Genomic DNA, 18,562 nt, shown 5'->3' with positions numbered 1-18,562 from the left:
CAACTTTTGCTAGGGTGGCGGGGTGTCCGGACTCCGTGAGCGCAAGAAGCAGGCCACCCGCGAGGCGCTGAGCATGGCCGCGCTGACGCTGGCCGTCGAGCGCGGGCTGGACAACGTGCTGGTCGAGGACATCGCCGCCGCGGCGGGCGTGTCCCCGCGCACCTTCAACAACTACTTCTCCAGCAAGTACGAGGCCATCTCCTCGCGGGCCACCGACCGCATCTTCCGCGTCGGGCAGGTCCTGCTCGACCGGCCGGCCGACGAGCCGCTGTGGGACGCGATCACCGCCGCCGTGCTCGAGGTGCACGCGCCCGCGGCCGAGTTGCCGCCGCCCGGGTGGCTGGCCGGCCTGCGGCCCGTGCTGAGCTCGCCGGCGATGGCCGGCGAGCTGCTGAAGACGTACGTGAAGATGCAGCGGGGGCTGGCGGCAGCCATCGCCGACCGACTCGGGCCCGGCGACCACGGGATGTATCCGGAGATCCTGGCGGCGGCGGTCGGCGCCGCCACCCAGGTGGCGTCCGACCACTGGCTGCGGGCGGACCCTCCGGTCCCGCTGCTCGGCCTCGTGGAGACGGCGCTCAGGCAATTGAGGGGGACGCAATGACCTTGTACACCAAGAGAATCGGCGACAGCGGGCCGGTGCTGCTGTTCATCGTCGGCGGCAACGGCGACAGCACCGTCTTCGAGGCCGCCGCCGCCCAGCTGGCCGACCGGTACCGGGTCGTGCTGTACGACAGGGCCGGCTTCGCCCGCAGCCCCGTCGACACCGTGCCGGCCGACAAGCTGGCCGCCGATGTCGAGGATGCCCGCGCGCTGCTGGCCGACGAGCCCGGTTACGTGTTCGGCAGCAGCTCCGGCGCCATCGTGACGCTGGAGCTGCTGGCCCAGCACCCGTCCGTCGTGCTCAAGGCGGTGCCGCACGAGCCGCCGCTCGTCTCCCTGCTGCCCGACCGCGACGAGCTGCTGGCCGAGCTGGACGAGGTGTACCAGCTCTATCTCGCCGAGGGGCACGAGGCGGCCATGGCCCTGTTCGCCAAGGTCGTCGGCCTCGCCCCGCCGAAGTCCCCGCCGGCCGGCTTCGAGCCGCCGCCGGCCATGCGGGAGATGTTCGAGCGGATGCGGCACAACGTCCCGTTCTGGTTCGACCACGAGTTCAACCCGTATCCGCGGCACGAGCTGGACTTGGCCGCGCTCGACCGGGACAAGCTGGTCCTCGCCTGTGGCGTCGAGTCACGGGGCCTGTTGGCCTACCGCCCCAACGTCGTGCTGTCGGAGCGGCTGGGCCTGCCGCTCGTCGAGTTCCCGGGCGAGCACCTCGGCTACGCCCGGCACCCGGTGGCGTTCGCGGCCAAGCTGCACCAGGTGCTCAGCTCGGCAGCGACTTCTTGATCGTCCGGAGAATTCCGTTGGCCGCCAACACGATCAGCAGTGGGACGCCGTAGAAGAGGCTGTTCTCGACGATGCCGATCCAGAACAGCGGCGCGCCGACGATCTCCATCAGCAGGTACTGCCACACGTCGGACAGGACCGGCACCGCGAGCAGGAACGCCGCGTGCCGGCCCGTCCGGCGGTGCGGGACCCGGTTGCAGGCCAGGTAGGCGGCGAGCCCGATGGCGGCCACGGCCAGCCACGGCCCCAGCTGGTAGGCCGCGAAGCTCAGCCGGTACAGGCTCGGACTGATGGCCACCAGCAGGGTCGACGTCGCCACACCGGCCAGCGCGAACAGGACGCCGCGCCGGCCGACCAGCTCGAGGCCGCGCTTCGGCCCGGCCGACCAGGTCAGCGAGATCGCGGTGATCAGGCCGAGCAGCATCCAGCCCACGTTGGACGGGTCGCCGGAGTAGTTCCAGCGGATCTCGGTGATGATCACCAGCAGCGTCAGCACGGCCACCCAGGACATCAGCGCCGCGAGCCTGCGCATCCCGGACAGGGCCAGCAGCGCCACGACCAGCCAGGCGGCCCAGGCGGGCGACTCCGGGATCTGCGTGTACGGGATGTCGGCCAGGTCGCCGCCCTTGATCCACCAGGCGATCTCGTGCAGGTCGGACGCCGCCCCGGTGAGCAGGATGATCGGGCCCAGCAGGCTGACGATCGCCATCACGTCCCGCAGCGGCACGCCACCGTCCAGATTGAACATCCGGCGGGTGTGCAGCGCGATCGCGCCGCCGACCAGGTTCAGGTCGTCGCGCCGGCCACCGCCGCCGGCCATCAGCACGCCGAGCATCTCCTCGCCGTGCGTGGCCCGATGGTCCTGCGGATAGAGCCGCAGCAGTCGCCGGTAGTGTTGTTCCCTGCTCATGCCGTTCCCCCACGGTCCGCGCCCGCAGGCGCGTCTCGGCGGCCCGGGTGGTCACCCGCAGCCGCTCCACCTCGGTCGCCAGCCTGGCCGCCCCCTGGTCGGTCAGGCGGTAGTACCGGCGGAGTCGCCCGTCGACCACCTCCTCGCGGTCCACCGCCACCCAGTCGTCGGCGACCAGCCGGTCGAGGGCGGTGTAGAGCGTGCCGGCGCGCAGCCGGACCCGGCCGGCCGAGATCTGCTCGACGTCGAGCAGGATCCCGTAGCCGTGCTGGGGCCCGGCCGCGAGCGCGGTCAGGACGAGGAAGGTCGGCTCCCTCAGCGCACCGTCAGTCACGTGATCGGTATATACCGATCACCGGACTATGGGCAAGGGGGTTCAGCCGGCGATGTTGACCATCCAGTAGATGCCGAACTTGTCCACGCAGGACCCGAAGACGTCGCCCCACATCTGCTTCTCCAGCGGGACCGACACGGTGCCGCCGTCGATCAGCTTCTCCCAGAAGCCGCGCAGCACGTCCTCGGAGTCGCCGGACAGGCACATGCTGACGTTGCTGCCCGGGTTGAACTCCATGCCCGGCGGCGTGTCCGAGGCCATCAGGATGTAGTCGCCGTTGAGCGAGCCGTGCATGATCTTGTCCGCGCCGTCGCCGGCCATGCCGTACTGCCCGAAGGTGTTGAGCGACAGCTCGCCGCCGAAGACGGCCTGGTAGAACTCCAGGGCCTGGCGGGCGTCGCCGTCGAAGCTGAGGTAGGGATCGAGCTTTGCGCCCATGACGTGCTCCTCGGGTAGGAACCAGGCGGCCATCCTCGCACCGGGGGAGGGGGCCGACAACGCGAAGTGTCCGCCGATCACGTGAAAACCCGAGGTCAGGACTAAGGTCCCTGGCGGCGTGCGCCGATCAAGAGGACAGCGACTTCGCGCGGAGGCGGCCATGAGCCCGACTACTCGATCCCCATCGGACACCCTCGTCCACTCGTACCTGTACCTGCGGCGCGCCATCGGCCTGATCGGCCTGGCCCTGCCGGCGGTCCTGATCATCGGCAAGCTGATCATCCAGGGCGGTGGGCTGCAGGACTCGATCAGCTCCTACTTCTACACCGACATGCGCGGCGTTTTCGTCGGCAGCATGTGCGCCGTGGGTGCGTTCCTGTTGTCCTACCGTGGTTATGACGTCATCGACGACGTCGCCGGCAACCTCGCCGGCCTCGCCGCCATCGGCGTCGGCCTGTTCCCCACGGCGCCGGGCGACCCGTCCGGCACCGCCGCGCTGATCGGCGTGCTGCACCTGGTGTTCGCGTCCATCTTCTTCCTGACGATCGCCTTCTTCGCCATCTTCCTGTTCCGCCGGACCAGCGAGATGGGGCCGACCGAGCGCAAGCTGCAACGCAACCGGCTGTACCTGACGTGTGGTGTCGTGATCATCGGCTGCCTGTTGGCGATCGCCGCCGTGCACCAGTTCTTCGCCGCCGCCACCGCCGGGCTGCATCCCGAGCTGTGGTTGGAGACCATCGCCGTGATGGCCTTCGGCGTGGCCTGGCTGACCAAGGGCGAGGCCATCCTCGGCGACGTCTTCCCGACGCCCGCGTCCGTCGTCGCCGAGGCCTGATCCTTTCCTGGGCTTGATCTCCAGGATGGTGGAGGTTGCAGACTGAGGTCGCAGCCTCCACCACAGGAAAGGTCCTCCTCATCGTGTCCTTCACCGACGCCGAGCTGTCCTACCTCGCCGGTCAGCCCCTCGGCCGGCTGGCCACCGCCCAGCCCGACGGCACCCTCCAGGCCAACCCCGTCGGCTTCCGCTACAACGCCGCGACCGGCACCATCGACATCGGCGGCTTCAACATGGCCGCCAGCCGCAAGTTCCGCAACGTCGCCGCCAACGGCCAGGCCGCCTTTGTCGTCGACGACATCGTCTCCACCTCGCCGTGGCGAGTCCGCTGCCTGGAGATCCGCGGCGACGCCGAGGCCCTCGTCGATCCGGCCGACGGCGGTAGCCAGATGCCCGGGCCCATCATCCGGATCCATCCCCGCCGCATCATCGCCTTCGGCATCGCCGCCGAGGACCAGGACAAGGACCCCCACCTGATCAAGGCCGACATCCGCTCCGTCTAGCGCCGACGCCCGGACGCGTACGGGTCGTACGGCTGCAACGCCCGGCTGGCCAGGTACCTCCCCGGGAAATGGCTCGGCCGCATTCGCAGGATGAGGTCCGGGGTGGCCGTGTCCAGGCTTAGACGCCAGTAGGACTTCATCCCCTCCGGGAGCGGTTCGAGCCGGCCCAGCCAGACCCACGGCACGGTCTTCCCGGTCTCCGCCAGGAACGCCCGGATCTCGTTGAGGTCAATCATCGGGAAGTCCCGTGCGACGTTGTCGATCCGGCCGTCGACCTGCCAGTTGACGTGGAGCGGGGCCGAGAGGCTCATCAGCTCGTAGCCGTACCACTTCGCGTTCAGCACCGCGTCCCGGTACTCGGTAGGGGTATTGCTGAGCCGCCACTCACGCTTCGCCATCCAGGTGCCCCCTCAGTGACCGTCTGCAGGCGATCTTGGCCAGGGCGGCCGTCGGCCGTCAACTCGACTTGCTGGCGCTCTTCCACGGGGACAGGTCGAGGTCCGGGTAGCGCAGCGCCATGCCGGCGAGGGTTTCGGCGGTCCAGAAAGGGTGCCCGGGCGGCGGAAAGCCGAGCAGGGCCAACTGCGACGGGGTGGCGCGGGGAACGAAGGAGTACCACTCGGGCTTGTGGCTCTCGACGGCCCAACCCTGGCGGAGGGCCCAGTCGTCGCTGGAGCGGCGGAAGCAGAGGTGCATGGAATAGCGGGCGCCGCGGGGCTGGCGGAGCTCGGTGCCGCGGTGGAAGGTGCCGGCCTCGAAGGCGATGACGGTGCCGGCGGGACCGGCGGCGGAGATCTCCTGGGAGTACAAGGCGGGACTGCCGGGGGCGACGAAGTCGCCGTGGCCGGGGCCGGAACGGGAAAACCAGTTGGGGACGGCGTCCAGGTGGGACGTCCACCGCCGCGGAACGAGGTGTGGGGGACCGAGCTCCTCGGGCACGTCGACGAGATAGACGAACATCTCCACCTGCGGAAACTCGGTGCTGGGCACGAGCACGGTGTGGTTGAGGTAGTCCCGGTGCAGGTCCTGGTCGTACGACGTGGCCCCGGTGTACTTGGCCCACGCCTCGGCGCCGTAGAGCCGGATGTCGGCAGTGCCCAACAGCTCGGCCGCCAAGGAGACGATCTTCGGATGCACGGCGAGCAACCCGACTTCGACGCTGGCGAAAGGAAAGGAGTCGATGCCGTCGAACTCGTCGTCGAGGAAACGCGACCGCCGGGGATCGGTGCCGTCGTGAAAGCCCTGGGGCGAGGGGAACATCAACCCCAGCTCACCGAGAGCCGGCGCGAGGTCGGCGGTCGACAACAACGACGGCAGGATGACGAAGCCCTGCGCTTTCCAGTCCTCCAGCATGCCCGGCAGTGTGATGCCGACCACCTCCGGCTGGCCACCGAATTACCGCCACGCCGGCAGAACGCCGGCGTGGCGGCAACTTCTACGAACCGGTAGTCGTCTGCACGGTCAACGCGGCGCCAGGACCGTCGGCGGTGACGGCGGCGATGGTGAACGTGTAGGCAGTGCCGGCCTTGAGACCGTCGACGACGCGGGTCATGCCCTTGGCGGTGGGCTGGGACACCAAGGCATCCCGACCGTTGACGGCGATGGTCCGCCCGTCGGACACGGTGATCACGTAGCCGATGACGGGCGTGTCACCCATCCCGGCCGGCGGCGTCCAGTGCAGGCTGACGGCGCTCGACGACGGCAACGCCTTGCCGCCGGTCGGGGCATCCGCGTGTTTGCCGGCCAACGGACCGGGCGTCACGGCACCGGCCGGCAGAGACGGAGTGCTGGCGCCGTAACGGTTGTGCGCCCGCACGGTGACCACATAGGACTTGCCGTTGGTCAGCCCGTCGACAACGGCATAGCCCAACCGGTTGAACTGCGAAGCCGGAACAGTGACGGTGCGAGACCCGGCGGTGACGAGATAGCTGTCCACAGCGGCATTGTTGAAGGCATAGCTGGGATTCCAGGTCACGTACACCTTGCCGTCGGCGGCGAACGAACCAACCCGGGTCGGCTGCTCCGGCACACCGTTACCGCCAACGGCTCGTCCCAACAGTCCCCGGTACGCCGGCTCCAGCCCGGCATTGTCCACAATGGACTTCGGTGCGGCGGACGGGTTGTCCAGCAGGTGGTTGCCCTGGGTGACGACGCCCTTGTTGTTGCCGTCCTTGTCGCCCTGCTCCCAGTAGTTGCCCTGGATCAGCGTGGGATCGTTGTTGCCGAGGTTGTCCCGGTAGTCCACGTGCGCGGTGCCGACATCGGCGTACGCCACCCCGTAGACGACGTTGCCGACGACGTTCTCGTACGTGTTGCCGTTGTCGGTGTAGATTCCCTTGCCCAGCCCCAACTGCCCGTAGATCACGTTGCCGGTGACCTTCTGGCCGGTGGCCAGCGAGCTGCCGGTGATGCCCTGGGTGTAGATGCCGCCGCCGTCGTCCAACGACAGCATGTAGTCGTGGATCAGGTTGTCGGACACCAGGTTGTCGTGCGAGTTGTTGGGCGTCGCGGCGACCTTGATCTTGTCGGGCCAGCCGCCCCAGCCCATCGAGATGGCCGAGTAGGCGACGTGGTCGATCTGGTTGTGCGAGATCGTGTTGTGCTGGCTGTAGCCGTTGAGGATGGCGACGCCGCCGTGGAACTCCCGCGGCAGGCCGTACAGGTGGTTGTCCAGCACCTGCACGTCGTGCGTGCTGCCGGTGGTGGGCTGGTCGACGCCGCCGATCTCGATGCCGTTGCCCGAGATGTCGGTGAAGATATTGCCGCGCACCATGGTGTTCGCGGTGTTGTCGGCCAGCCGCAGCCCGGCCGCGCCGAGATGGGTGAACACGGAGTCGCTGAACTCCAGGCCGCTGCCGCCGGACACGGTGATGTTGCCCGGTTCCGGCGTCCACGAGGCGTACGGGCACTTGCCGTTGGGCACGAACTGGCACAGGCCCTGCACGGCCCAGCCGTCCGGACCGGTGTTGGTGTAGCCGGCCTGGATCTCGGAGAAGCCTTCCGGTGACGACGGCGTCAGCCAGGTCGCGTACGAGTACTGGATCCCGCGGAACGACACGTTGCTCAGCCCGGTCGCGGTGATCAGCTGCTCCAGCGCCGGCGCCTCGACGTCGGCGGTGCTCAGGTTCTCACCCGGCCGCGGCATGTAGTAGACGGTGTGCGAAGACCGGTCCAGGTACCACTCGCCGGGCGTGTCCAGCACCTCGAACGCGTTCTCCACGTACGTGGGATGCCGGCCGTTGGTCAGGTCGTACGGTCCGACCATGTTGACGCTGCGCCCGGGAATGTTCGGGAACTGGACGCGTTTCGTGGAGTTGTCCCAGCAGGGCTGGGCCATGGTGATCGTCGTACCGCTGATGGACGCGATGGGGCAGCGCGGCTCGGTCCACTGCCCGAGGCCGTCACGCTGGATGTTCCACAGCGCCTCGCCCGCGGTGTAGACGAACTCGATGTCGCTCTGATTCCGCCAGCCCGCCATGGCGTCGGACGAGGCGGTGTAGCCGGTGGCGGTCGCCTTCACCGTGACCGGCACCGTCCCCTGGGCCCGCTGCTCACGCACGCCGTTGACGTACAGCTGCCGCGTGTTGTCGAGGCCTTTCGGTGCTGGGGCGGCAAAAAGTCCGGGTTTGCCGGACACCGCGTGCCAGCCGGTGACCTGCCGGCCGCCGCTGATCTGAGTGCCGGCGCTGCCCTGCCAGATCACCCGATGGCCGTTGACACCGGAGTCGCGGGCGTCGAACTTCAGCGGCTGTGACAGATCGAACACCCCGGAGGCGAGGTGCACGGTCAGGTCACCTGTAGCTTGCGGCGCGCGCTGACGGACCAGGGTCTGCGCCTGTTGCAGCGTGCGCACCGGCTGCGCTGACGTGCCGGCTTGCTTGTCGTTGCCCTGCGGAGAGACGTAGACGTCCGCACTGCCGGCCCCGGACGCGTCCGCCGGGGTGCCGGTCAGCGCGACGGCGGCGAGCACCGCCGTGGCCGCGCCGACCGCCAGCTGGACTGATCGTTTCATGGGTTCTCCAGATCGTGATGACACAGCGGTCGGCGTACGGTTCGACCATGGACATCGGTGTCGCCGTTTTCGCCACGCCCACGACCGTCGCTCCCGGGCCGCTCGCGCGGCTGGTCGAGGAGCGCGGTCACGAGTCGTTGTTCTTCCCGGAGCACACCCATATCCCGGCCGACCGACGCACTCCCTATCCGAGCGGCGGCGAGCTTCCCCGCAAGTACGCCCACACCTACGACCTGTTCGTCACGCTCACGGCGGCGGCCGCGGCGACGACGACACTGCGGGTGGGCAGCGGGATCTGTCTGGTGAACCAGCGCGACCCGATCACGACGGCCAAGGAGGTCGCCAGCGTCGACCACCTCTCCGGGGGACGGCTGGAGTTCGGCGTCGGGGCCGGCTGGAACCGTGAGGAGATGGAGAACCACGGCACCGACCCGCGGACCCGGATGCGGCTGATGGCCGAGCGGATCGAGGCGATGAAGGCGATCTGGACCGCCGAGGAAGCCTCGTACGCCGGCGAGTTCGTGAAGTTCGAGCGGATCTGGTCCTGGCCGAAGCCGGCGCAGCGGCCGCATCCGCCGGTGCTGATCGGCGGCAACGGGCCGACGGTTGCCGACCGCGTGCTGTCCTTCGGCGACGGCTGGATGCCCAACTACGGCGGTCGCGCGGACGACATCGTCGGCCGGGCCATGCAGATGCAGGACCGGGCCGACCGCAAGCTCGACTTCGTCCTGATGAACGCTCAGCCCAAGGCGTCGTCGCTGGAGCGGTTCGAGCGGGCCGGCTTCCGGCGCGCGGTGTTCTGGCTGCCCTCGGTCGGCCTCGGGCCGATGGAACGGGCGCTGGACCGGATCGAGTCGGCGGTCCAGGAGCTGCACGGCGAATAGGTCCACCCGTCCCAGGGACCCGGACACATCCGACCTCCTCGCCGTAACTGAGGCGAAACATAGGACGGAGAACCTTTACGGGCAACCGTGACCGGGCTTTTTTAGGCCGAACGGCTCACTGTACCGGTGAAGAGGTCGGATGACTGGCCGGGATTTGTTCACAAGGGTGACTACCTCCGGATCCCGGCCAGCGCCCGACGCACGGCGTCGGTCAGCTCGCCGCCGACCTGGTCCCACGTGGAGGTCGAGGCGTCGTGCGCGCTGAGGGCGACGACGATGTACCGCCGGTCGTCGCCGACCACGCCGGTGCTGTGCAGGACACGGTCCGGGCTGCAGCAGGCCCAGCCCTCCTTCACCGCCCAGTCGTGATCGTCGCGGGCGTCGGGAATGCCGAAGTACTGGTAGAAGTTGTCGGCGGCCTTCCTGGAGGTGTTGCCCAGGGCCTTCATGATGACCGCGGACAGCTCTTCCGGCGCCGTTTCGAGCAGGTACCGGTAGATCTTGACCACGTCGTCGGCGGTGATCCGGGTGTCGCCCCAGCGGCCCGGATCCGGGGTGCGACCACACCGGGCAGGCCGATCTGGTCGACCGCCCGATAGACGATCGCGACATTGCCGTAGCGTGACCACAATTGATTGGCGATCTGGTCGTCGCTCATCGTCAGCATTGTCGTGACGAGGCCCGGATCCTCGCCGTTCTGTAGCGCGGCGATCGCGATGAGCAGCTTGACGACCGATTCGGCCGGATATCCGGCCGACGGATTCTGATTCACCACGGCCTTGCCGGTGTTGCGATCGAACACCACCAGCGAGAACCGGCCGTCGGACTCGGCTTCGACCGCCGCCGCGCCGGGATCGGCGGCGGAACTGCTGGTGACGGCGATGGACGTGGCCGTGTGGGCGGCCGGCGACGGGTGGCTCACGCCGGTGTCGGTGCCGGCCCGCACGTGCCCGCAGCCCACGAGTGCCAGCGCCGCGACCGCCAGGACAAGGCCCGCTGGGATTCGCATGCCGGTTTAGTCGCCGGCATCGCGAAAAGGATGGTTGCCACGGTGAAACAACTACGTCACAGAGGTTGTGACGCGGTTGTTTCACAATGGGAGATCCCGGCGGTGGGTCTCACGGCGTACGGTGCGCGCCAGTCGCTGGCTGCTCGGTGCGCCCAGTACCCGGGAAATGCCGCGGGCGGCGGCGATCACCGCCGGAACTATCTCACGCGGCTGGGCGGACTCCGCCGGCACCACCACCGAGATCGCCGCGACCACGGAATCGTCCGGGCCTCGCACGGGTGCGGCGACCGACAAGGCCACCGTCTCGATGGTGCCGTCGGTGATCGCGTAGCCGTCGCGGCGGACGTCGGCCAGGATTCGTCGGAGCTCCGATGGCCTGGTCTCGGTCCGGGGCGTGAACCGGCGCAGCGGCGCCGCCAGGATCGCGTCCTGCACCTCGACCGGGGCGTGGGCCAGCAGCACCACGCCGACGCCGGTGGCGTGCGGGGCCAGCCGCCCGCCGACCCGCGAGATGATCGACACGGCGTCGCGGCCGGAGATTCGCTCCAGGTACAGCACCTCGTGCCCCTCCAGCACGGCGAGCTGCACGTGCTGGTGCGTCGCCTCGTACAGGTCCTCCAGGAAGGGCATCGCGCTCTCGCGCAGGCCGATGCCGCGCGACGCCAGTGACGCGATCTCCCACAGTCGCAACCCGATCCGGTACCGGCCGTCGTCGCCGCGCTCCAGGAGCCCGCCCGCGGCCAGTTCGCCGACGAGCCGGTGCGTGGACGTCAGCGGCAGCCCGGTCCGGCGGCTGAGCTCGGACAGCGTCAGCGCCGACGCCCGGGCCGTGAAGGCGTCCAGCAGGGCGATCAGGCGGGCCCCGACGCTGACGGGATCGGTGGTGCGAGGCGGCACGAGCTACCCTTCCGTCCATCGGAAACCTGCGGTGACCGGACCGAGCATGGCTTCCATGCTGGACGCTCGCAACCAGGGAGGAAGGTCACCGTGCGCACACAGGTCGGGATCATCGGGGCCGGCCCGGCGGGGCTGCTGTTGTCGCACCTGCTGCATCTCGAGGGCGTCGAGTCGGTGGTGCTCGAGGAGCGCGGCGAGGACTACGTGCGGCAGCGCGTGCGGGCCGGCGTGCTCGAGAACACCACCACCGACCTGCTGCGCGAGGTCGGCCTGGGGGAGCGGATGGACCGCGAGGGCCTGGTGCACGGCGGCATCTCGCTGCGTTTCGACGGCGCCGACCACCGCATCGCGTTCGAGGAGCTCGTCGGCCGCAACGTCACCGTGTACGGACAGCAGGAGGTCGTGAAGGACCTCATCGACGCCCGCACCCGTGACGGCGGCCAGATCCTCTTCGACATCAGCGAAACCGCCGTGCACGACATCGACACCGACCGCCCCCGCATCACCTTTCGTGACGCCGACGGGCAGCCGCAAGAGTTGGTCTGCGACGTGATCGCCGGGTGCGACGGTTTCCATGGCCCGAGCCGGAAAGCCGTGCCGCACGAGGCTTACGACCACACGTATCCCTTCGCCTGGTTGGGCATCCTGGCCAAGGCCGCCCCGACCCGGGAGGAGTTGGCCTACACCTTTCACGAGCGCGGTTTCGCCTTGTACAGCATGCGGTCGCCCGAGATCACCCGGCTGTACCTCCAGGTCGCGCCGGACGAGGACATCAAGGAGTGGCCCGACGACCGGATCTGGGCCGAGCTGCACACCCGGATGGCCGTCGACGGCGAGAGCCCGGTCTTGGAAGGCCCTCTGCTGGACAAGGGAATCACCGCCATGCGCAGCTTCGTCGCCACCCCCATGCGCCACGGTCGTCTTTTCCTGGCCGGCGACGCCGCCCATATCGTCCCGCCGACCGGCGCCAAGGGCATGAACCTCGCCGTCGCCGACGTCCGCCTGCTCTCGCGTGCCGTGACACAGCTGTTGCAGCACAACGACTCCCGCCTGGTGGAGTCCTATTCGGACACCGCACTGCACCGCGTGTGGAAGGCCGAGGCCTTCTCGTGGAAGATGACCTCGATGCTGCACGTGTCCCCGACCGCCGACGCCTTCCAGCGCCAGGTCCAGCTGGCCGAGCTCCGCTACACCGCCGGCAGCCGCGCCGCGATGACCGCCATCGCCGAAAACTACGTCGGCCTGCCCTGGTAGATCTGGCATGCTCCGGCCGTGCCTGATCACGCCTGGCTGTACGACCTCATCGACCCCGACGACGAGGTCCGCGGTCGCGCGCTCGAACGGCAGCAGTCCTTTGTGGCCGAGGCGTGGCGGGCACAGGCGTGGGCGAACGACGTCTGGGCGAGGGCCGGCTGGCGAGCGCCGATCCTGTTTCCGGAGCTGGCACCGGAATGGAACCAGGCCGTGGCGCAGGTCCGCTGGAACCGGGAGCGCAGCCTCGGTGGCGCGATGAGCGGCTGGCTCAACGCGGGCACGCCTGACGTCGACCGTGCTTCGTACGCGCTGCTCTTCCTGCGTTGGGAGGCGCGGTATCCGCAGGCCTGGCGGGCGAGGGAGTCGACCATGTTCTCGCCGTGGTCCTTGAAGGAGACGGTGCTGCGAAGGTTCGGGCGCGCGGGCGTGCCGGCGACGCTGCGGGACGACGCCGTCGACCTTCTCCTGGCGGCGATTCTGCGGCCGTATCGGTGCAAGGACTGGCTGTACGCCCGGCTGATCCACCACGTGCCGACCGACGTGTTCCGGGATCGCGTCGACGACCCCGAGCCGCTGGTGTCGGCCCGCGCCCGGTTCCTGCTGCACGTTGCCGACCACCCGGAGCGGCCGGTCAAACGCGCCAGCTGGCAGCGGTGGCTCGACCAGACCGGGCTGGCGGTTCGAACAGACGTTCGATAGTGTCGGTGGCATGGCGTTGCAAGGTTCACTGTTCGACCAGGCCGACGCGCCCACCCTCGGCGCACTCACCGGAGCGCGGCGCACCGAGCTGACCGACGGCGCGTGGATCGACGTGCTGCCGGGCTGGCTGACGGGCGCGGATCTGCTGTTCGAGCGGCTGGTCGGACACGTGCCCTGGTACGCGGAGCGCCGCCAGATGTACGACCGGATCGTGGACGTGCCCCGCCTGGTCTGCTTCTACCGTGAACAGGTCCAACTGCCGGACCCGGTGCTCGACCAGGCCCGCGACGACCTGTCCGAACACTACGGGCCGGAGCTGGGGGAGCCGTTCCGCACGGCCGGCATGTGCTACTACCGCGACGGCCACGACAGCGTGGCCTGGCACGGGGACAACAGCGGCCGCAACACCGACCGGACCATGGTGGCGATCGTGTCGCTGGGCGCTCCCAGGGCGCTGCTGCTGCGCCCGAAGGGCGGCGGCGAGAGCGTCCGGCACATGCTCGGCCACGGCGACCTGATCGTCATGGGCGGCACGTGCCAGCGCACCTGGGAGCACGCGGTGCCGAAGACGGCGAAGCCGGTCGGCCCGCGGATCAGCGTCCAGTTCCGGCCACGGGGTGTGCACTGAGCATCTGCTCGGTGACCTGCCACAGCCGCGAGGCATTGGCCGGATCCAGAGCGTACGCCGCGACGCCGTGCAGCAGCCGGTCGCCCCGCGCGTGCAGGAGCTCGGCTTCGTTGCAGTCCTCGAAATACCGGCCGCCGACACCGTCCAACAGGGGCGACACCGCCAGCAACACCGAGGTCGCCGCACCCTGCTGCGGCGTCTTCCACTCGACCGCCGTGTTCAGCACGGAAGTGTTGTGGCGCTGGAGGTTGGTACGGATGGCGCCCGGCATCACGGCGTTGGCGGTGATCCCGTCAGCCGCCCAGCGCCGGGTCGCCTCCACCGCCAGCAACACGTTGGCGGTCTTGGACTGGCCATAGGCCAATCCCGGGTCGTAGGGCCGGAACGCGAAGTGCAGGTCGTCGAAGATCACCGGCGAGTGCTTGTGCCCGCTGGAGCTCACCGAGACGATCCGCGCCCGGCCGGCGGCCCGCAACGCCGGGTACAGGCCGACGGTCAGGGCGAAGTGGCCGACGTGGTTGGTGGCGAACTGCATCTCCCAGCCCTCGGAGGTGTGCTGCTCCGGCATCGCCATCACGCCGGCGTTGTTCACCAGGATGTGCAGCGGCCCGTCCCAGCCGGCCACGAAGTCCGCGACGGTGCGCCGGTCGGCCAGATCCACGTGCGCTACCAGCACGTTCCCGCCGATGCCGGCGGCCACTCGCTTGCCCGCCCCGACGTCGCGGACGGCCAGCGTGACCTCGGCGCCGGCGTGGGCCAGCGTGCGAGCCGTCTCGATGCCGATGCCGGACGCGCCGCCGGTGACGACCGCCCGGCGGCCGGTCAGATCGATGCCGGCGGCCACCTCGTCGGCGGTGGAGGCAAACCCGAACGGGGTTGTAATACGTGTCATGGCCGAAGCCTCTTACAGTCCACAAAGGCCGGCCAGTGCTCCCGTGATCCTGGGGCCAGCAGGGACACCCACAGCGTCGGACGCCGCCCTAACCTGGGGTTATGGACACGCGACTGGGCGAGTACCTGCGGGCCCGGCGTGAGCTGGTGCGGCCCGAGGACGTCGGCCTGCCCGACCAGGGTCGGCGGCGGGTGCCGGGGCTGCGCCGTGAGGAGCTGGCGCTGCTCGCCGGCATCAGCAGCGACTATTACCTGCGACTGGAGCAGGGCCGCGACCAGAACCCGTCCGAGCAGGTGCTGGCGGCCATTGCCCGGGCATTGCAGCTGGACGGGGAGGCCACCGCGCACCTGCACGCGCTGGCCCGGCCGACCGCCCGGCCGAGCCGCCGGGCCCGGAAGGCGGAGAAGGCGGCCGATGGCATCCGGCAGTTGGTGCTGTCCTGGACCGACACGCCCGCGTACGTGCAGAGCCGGTTGCACGACGTGCTCGTGGCCAACCCGATGGCCACCGCCCTGTGCCCGAGCTATCGCGAGGGCAACAACATGATGCGCGAGGCCTTCCTCAATCCGGCCGTGCGGGCGATGTACCGGCGGGACTGGGACGAGATCATCGCCGGCTCGGTGGCCGGGCTGCGTGCGCTCGTCGGTCCCGAGGTGGACGATCCGGCGCTGGCCGAGCTGGTCGGGGACCTGTCGGTGCGCAGTGAGGAGTTCCGCCGGCTGTGGGCCCGGCACGACGTCCGCACCCGCACCAGCGGCTGGTCGTACCTGGTCCACCCGCTGGTCGGCCCGCTGGACCTGCGGCACGAGAAGCTGGCCGTGACCGGCACGGACGGCCAGTTGCTGGTGGTCTTCCACGCCGAGCCGGGTTCTAGATCATCCCAAGCGCTGGCGCTGCTGCGGGCTCTGTAAAGTTCCCCGGTCGTGTGACGACCAAGGGGGAGTTAGTGCGTCGAGTTGTCGTGCTGACCGCGGCTGTCGCGGTGGCACTGCCGGCTTTGGTCGGGTCGACCGTGAACGCGGCGGCCGTGAGCAAGAAGCCGACGCTGGACCCGGCGGCGGTGGCCGGCTCGATGGGCTACCTGGAGCAGGCCTACGGCGTGACCCCGGCCGAGGCGTTACGGCGGCTGGAGCTGCAACTCGACGCGACGCAGCTGGACGAGACGTTGCGCGCCAAGGCGGCCGAGGTCTACGGCGGCATGGCGATCGACCACCAGCACGGCGGCGTGCTGGTCGTGGACACGACCAACCCGGCGGCGATCAGGTCGCTGCTGGCCCAGTTCCCCGACCGCGGGCACGTTCTCACCCGAACGGTCGACCATTCGCTGGCCGAGCTGACCGCGGTCCGTGACCGGCTGGCCAAGGAGGCCGGCAAGGACGTGGCGTACCTGCCGGCCGTCGACCAGCAGGCCAACACCGTGGTGCTGTGGCGGCGCGACCCGGCGGCGGCGAAGATCACCGCACCCGACGGTGTCGTGGTGAAGGACCTGCCGCTGCTGACGCCGCTGGCCGGCCCGATCGACTGGGGCTACTGCCATCCGCTGTTCTGCGGCGGCTACGGCCCGATGCGCGGCGGCCTGCGGCTCGACCACACCCGGGCCGACGGCGGCACGAGCGCCTGCACCACCGGCTTCAACGTGCGCTCCACCGGCGGCGGCTACGCCGACAAGACGGCATGGGTGCTGACCGCCGGCCACTGCGACCAGAAGAACTCCTTGCCGGTGCAGCACAACGGCATGTCGGTCGTGCAGCAACACGGCGTGCAGAAGGACTTCTACCCGTACGACTACCAGTTCCTGCCGTACGTCGACCAGGGCACCGCCGACACCTGGCTGAACAAGCAGGCCCCGCACAACTCGGTTCTGTTGTACTGCATGGACTCCAAGCAGAACTGCGAGGGCCACTACGCCGAGTCCGGCAGCCAGCCGATCACCGGCGTGCATGCGCTGGCCGACGTCAAGCCCGGCTGGGTGGTGTGCGCCGACGGCTCGGCCTCGAGTCAGCGGAACTACCCGCAGGCCGCGGACAGCGGCGCCGGCGTCGACTACCTGCCCGGCACCCGGTGCGGTCAGGTCACGTCCACCGACGTCGGTATCAACACCACCATCTGCGCCCGCCCCGGCGACAGCGGCGGCCCGCTGTTCAGCCAGGTCGACAACACCGCGCTCGGCATTCTGGCCGGCAGCCGCACCCTGGTGACCGGGGCCTGCGCCGTGGGGGAGTCCAGCAGCTACTCGCCCATCGGCACGATCCTGGACGACGTCAACGCGTTCAGCGGTGGACAGGGTGCGCACTTCGAGGTGATCACCAGCGCGAACGGCTAACCGAACACCAGTCGGTTTGCCGTGCCCAGCAAGGACTTGTAAGCCCCGCCCCATTTCTCACGGGCCAGCGCCGCCCGAGCGGCATTGCCGCCGGGCGCGCCGTGCACGCCGCCGCCGGGATGGGCCGAGCTGCCGGCGAGGTACAGGCGGTCCACCGGCGTATCGGCCCGGCCCAGGCCTGGGGTGGGGCGGAACACCAGCTGCTGGCCGATCATCGCGGTGCCGCCGTTGACCGTGCCGGGAAAGCCGTCCGGGCCCTGCACGTGCCGGGCGATGATCCGGTCGCCGAAGCCGGGGGCGTGCTTCTCCACCACCTGCTGGATCTTGTCCGCGAACCGGGCGACCCGGTCCTTGGTCCAGCGTTGTCCTTGCGGCACATGGGTGTACGCCCATACGGACTCGGTGCCGGCGGGGGAGCGGGTCGGGTCGGCGGTCGTGGTCTGGCCCAGGAGCAGGAACGGATTGCGCGGCGTCCGCCCGATCGCCATGTCCGTGCAGGCACCCGACATCATCGCCATGTCGCCGCCCAGATGCACAACGCCCGCGGAGGTCGCTTCCTTTGCCGTCCACGGAATCGGCGCGGACAGGGCCCAGTTCACCTTGACCGTGGCCGGATCCCAGCGGAACCTCGTCAGGTCGTCCAGCAGTCGTGGCGGAAGGTGCTGCGGGCCAACGAGTTCGGTGTACAACTGCGGAGCCGGCACGTCCGCGAGCACCGCCCGCAGCGCACGGATCACGTTGCCCTCATGATCACGTACGCCGACCGCGGTGCCCCGGGCGATCAGCACCTCCGTCACCCGCCGACCGCATTCCACCTGCCCGCCAAGGGCTTCCAACCGGCGCACGAGCGCCGCCGTCAACGCGCCGGCCCCGCCTTCCGGCGTCGGGAAGCCCACGTCCTGCCCGACCATCGCCAGCATCCACGCGAACACCCCGCTGCCGGCACCGTCGATCCCGGCGTCGGCGTGCATCGCGTTGCCGTTCAACAACAACTGCGCACCCTCGCCGCCGAACCGCTCGTCGGCCAGTCCCCGCGCCGACAGCGTCAGCATCCGGGCCAGCCGCAGCGCCGCCGCCGATCCCGTCGCCCCCAACAACTTCCCGGCCGCCCGAACCGGCGGGAACGGTCGCAGCAGCGCGTCCATCAGCGGTTCGCGGACCTTCGCCCACTCGTCGTGCATCGCCCGCCAGGCATCCCCGTCCCCGGAGTCGAACCCCGCCACCGAGGCCACGGTCCGCTCGATGTCCGTCGACAGCGTCACTCCGCGCCCGTCCGGCAGCACGTGCGCCAGCACATCCGGCGCGTGCCGCCACTTCAGGCCGTGCCGCTCCAGGTTCAGCTCCTTGATCACCGGCGACACCGCCGCCAGCGGATACGAGGAGCTGTACAGATCCGTCACGAACCCCGGCGCGGTGACCTCCGCGCTGCGCACCGCCCCACCCGGCTCGTCCGCCGCTTCGAGGACCAGCACCCGCCACCCCGCGTCGGCCAGCAGATTCGCCGCCACCAACCCGTTGGGCCCGGCCCCGAAAACCACCCCGTCGAAGTCCACGC

20 protein-coding genes and 1 pseudogene are annotated in these 18,562 nt (G+C 69.8%); 10 read left to right on the top strand and 11 right to left on the bottom strand.

Annotated elements, in window-relative coordinates:
• The first annotated feature begins 22 nt into the window (after positions 1-22).
• Positions 23-604: a TetR/AcrR family transcriptional regulator gene (locus M3Q35_RS11445; RefSeq protein ID WP_273941660.1), complete on the top strand. Its 582-nt coding sequence runs from the start codon at positions 23-25 to the stop codon at positions 602-604.
• Positions 601-1,389 carry an alpha/beta fold hydrolase gene (locus M3Q35_RS11440; protein WP_273941659.1) on the top strand — a complete coding sequence of 263 codons (789 nt, stop codon included), beginning with the start codon at positions 601-603 and terminating at the stop codon, positions 1,387-1,389. The genes M3Q35_RS11445 and M3Q35_RS11440 overlap by 4 nt, the downstream gene beginning before the upstream one ends.
• Here M3Q35_RS11440 and M3Q35_RS11435 read toward each other — a convergent pair.
• The 3 genes and pseudogenes from M3Q35_RS11435 to M3Q35_RS11425 all read right to left on the bottom strand — a co-directional run bounded on the left by M3Q35_RS11435 (position 1,367) and on the right by M3Q35_RS11425 (position 3,071).
• Positions 1,367-2,299: a hypothetical protein gene (locus M3Q35_RS11435; RefSeq protein WP_273941658.1), complete on the bottom strand. Its 933-nt coding sequence runs from the start codon at positions 2,297-2,299 to the stop codon at positions 1,367-1,369. The genes M3Q35_RS11440 and M3Q35_RS11435 overlap by 23 nt on opposite strands.
• 88 nt (positions 2,300-2,387) lie before the next feature.
• Positions 2,388-2,633 (bottom strand): annotated as a pseudogene (locus tag M3Q35_RS11430) (PadR family transcriptional regulator); the annotation flags it as partial.
• 42 nt (positions 2,634-2,675) lie between these two features.
• Positions 2,676-3,071, bottom strand: coding sequence for a VOC family protein (locus M3Q35_RS11425; protein ID WP_273941657.1), 396 nt, complete (start codon positions 3,069-3,071; stop codon positions 2,676-2,678).
• 160 nt (positions 3,072-3,231) lie between these two features.
• Between M3Q35_RS11425 and M3Q35_RS11420 the strand changes: the two genes are divergently transcribed.
• Positions 3,232-3,906 carry a DUF998 domain-containing protein gene (locus M3Q35_RS11420; protein ID WP_273941656.1) on the top strand — a complete coding sequence of 225 codons (675 nt, stop codon included), beginning with the start codon at positions 3,232-3,234 and terminating at the stop codon, positions 3,904-3,906.
• An 83-nt stretch (positions 3,907-3,989) separates the two neighbouring features.
• Positions 3,990-4,409, top strand: coding sequence for a PPOX class F420-dependent oxidoreductase (locus M3Q35_RS11415; RefSeq protein WP_379794083.1), 420 nt, complete (start codon positions 3,990-3,992; stop codon positions 4,407-4,409).
• On the opposite strand, the gene M3Q35_RS11410 is transcribed toward M3Q35_RS11415, so the two are convergent.
• The 3 genes from M3Q35_RS11410 to M3Q35_RS11400 all read right to left on the bottom strand — a co-directional run bounded on the left by M3Q35_RS11410 (position 4,406) and on the right by M3Q35_RS11400 (position 8,421).
• Positions 4,406-4,807 carry a hypothetical protein gene (locus M3Q35_RS11410; protein WP_273941655.1) on the bottom strand — a complete coding sequence of 134 codons (402 nt, stop codon included), beginning with the start codon at positions 4,805-4,807 and terminating at the stop codon, positions 4,406-4,408. The two genes, M3Q35_RS11415 and M3Q35_RS11410, sit on opposite strands and share 4 nt — an antisense overlap.
• 58 nt (positions 4,808-4,865) lie before the next feature.
• A complete protein-coding gene (locus tag M3Q35_RS11405) occupies positions 4,866-5,762 on the bottom strand; it encodes a phytanoyl-CoA dioxygenase family protein (RefSeq protein WP_273941654.1) in 897 nt (298 codons plus the stop codon).
• A gap of 82 nt (positions 5,763-5,844) precedes the next feature.
• Positions 5,845-8,421 (bottom strand): fibronectin type III domain-containing protein, encoded by a 2,577-nt coding sequence (locus M3Q35_RS11400; protein ID WP_273941653.1) that lies wholly within the window; start codon positions 8,419-8,421, stop codon positions 5,845-5,847.
• A 47-nt stretch (positions 8,422-8,468) separates the two neighbouring features.
• On the opposite strand from M3Q35_RS11400, the gene M3Q35_RS11395 reads away from it, so the two are divergent.
• On the top strand, positions 8,469-9,305 hold the full coding sequence (locus M3Q35_RS11395) for an LLM class F420-dependent oxidoreductase (protein ID WP_273941652.1): 837 nt from the start codon (positions 8,469-8,471) through the stop codon (positions 9,303-9,305).
• A 170-nt stretch (positions 9,306-9,475) separates the two neighbouring features.
• Here M3Q35_RS11395 and M3Q35_RS11390 read toward each other — a convergent pair whose 3' ends face one another.
• From M3Q35_RS11390 to M3Q35_RS11380, 3 genes are all read right to left on the bottom strand, one after another.
• Positions 9,476-9,814: a hypothetical protein gene (locus M3Q35_RS11390; protein ID WP_273941651.1), complete on the bottom strand. Its 339-nt coding sequence runs from the start codon at positions 9,812-9,814 to the stop codon at positions 9,476-9,478.
• Entirely contained in the window at positions 9,751-10,314 is a 564-nt protein-coding gene (locus M3Q35_RS11385; protein ID WP_273941650.1) for a hypothetical protein, read from the bottom strand. The genes M3Q35_RS11390 and M3Q35_RS11385 overlap by 64 nt, the downstream gene beginning before the upstream one ends.
• A gap of 81 nt (positions 10,315-10,395) precedes the next feature.
• The gene (locus M3Q35_RS11380; RefSeq protein WP_273941648.1) at positions 10,396-11,211 is read right to left on the bottom strand and encodes an IclR family transcriptional regulator; all 816 of its coding nucleotides are present in this window, start codon (positions 11,209-11,211) and stop codon (positions 10,396-10,398) included.
• Positions 11,212-11,301: 90 nt separating this feature from the next.
• Here M3Q35_RS11380 and M3Q35_RS11375 point away from each other — a divergent pair, with 90 nt between their 5' ends.
• Genes M3Q35_RS11375 through M3Q35_RS11365 form a run of 3 tightly spaced genes read left to right on the top strand, consistent with a single transcriptional unit; the run spans position 11,302 to position 13,792 of the window.
• A complete protein-coding gene (locus M3Q35_RS11375) occupies positions 11,302-12,465 on the top strand; it encodes a 4-hydroxybenzoate 3-monooxygenase (protein WP_273941647.1) in 1,164 nt (387 codons plus the stop codon).
• Positions 12,466-12,483: 18 nt separating this feature from the next.
• Entirely contained in the window at positions 12,484-13,164 is a 681-nt protein-coding gene (locus tag M3Q35_RS11370) for a hypothetical protein (RefSeq protein WP_273941646.1), read from the top strand.
• Positions 13,165-13,174: 10 nt separating this feature from the next.
• The gene (locus M3Q35_RS11365; RefSeq protein ID WP_273941645.1) at positions 13,175-13,792 is read left to right on the top strand and encodes an alpha-ketoglutarate-dependent dioxygenase AlkB; all 618 of its coding nucleotides are present in this window, start codon (positions 13,175-13,177) and stop codon (positions 13,790-13,792) included.
• Here the strand turns inward: M3Q35_RS11365 and M3Q35_RS11360 are convergent.
• Complete coding sequence (locus tag M3Q35_RS11360; RefSeq protein WP_273941644.1) at positions 13,758-14,684, bottom strand: SDR family NAD(P)-dependent oxidoreductase; 927 nt, start codon at positions 14,682-14,684, stop codon at positions 13,758-13,760. The two genes, M3Q35_RS11365 and M3Q35_RS11360, sit on opposite strands and share 35 nt — an antisense overlap.
• Before the next feature lie 101 nt (positions 14,685-14,785).
• Between M3Q35_RS11360 and M3Q35_RS11355 the strand changes: the two genes are divergently transcribed.
• Positions 14,786-15,595 carry a helix-turn-helix transcriptional regulator gene (locus tag M3Q35_RS11355; protein WP_273941643.1) on the top strand — a complete coding sequence of 270 codons (810 nt, stop codon included), beginning with the start codon at positions 14,786-14,788 and terminating at the stop codon, positions 15,593-15,595.
• A gap of 35 nt (positions 15,596-15,630) precedes the next feature.
• Positions 15,631-17,007: a S1 family peptidase gene (locus tag M3Q35_RS11350; RefSeq protein WP_273941642.1), complete on the top strand. Its 1,377-nt coding sequence runs from the start codon at positions 15,631-15,633 to the stop codon at positions 17,005-17,007.
• Here the strand turns inward: M3Q35_RS11350 and M3Q35_RS11345 are convergent.
• Positions 17,004-18,560, bottom strand: coding sequence for a phytoene desaturase family protein (locus M3Q35_RS11345; protein WP_273941641.1), 1,557 nt, complete (start codon positions 18,558-18,560; stop codon positions 17,004-17,006). The two genes, M3Q35_RS11350 and M3Q35_RS11345, sit on opposite strands and share 4 nt — an antisense overlap.
• Positions 18,561-18,562 lie beyond the last annotated feature (2 nt).

The sequence above is a fragment of the Kutzneria chonburiensis genome (genome assembly GCF_028622115.1).
GTDB lineage: Bacteria > Actinomycetota > Actinomycetes > Mycobacteriales > Pseudonocardiaceae > Kutzneria > Kutzneria chonburiensis.
Note: the sequence above shows the minus strand (reverse complement) of the source record. Positions and strands in the feature narration are given on the sequence as shown.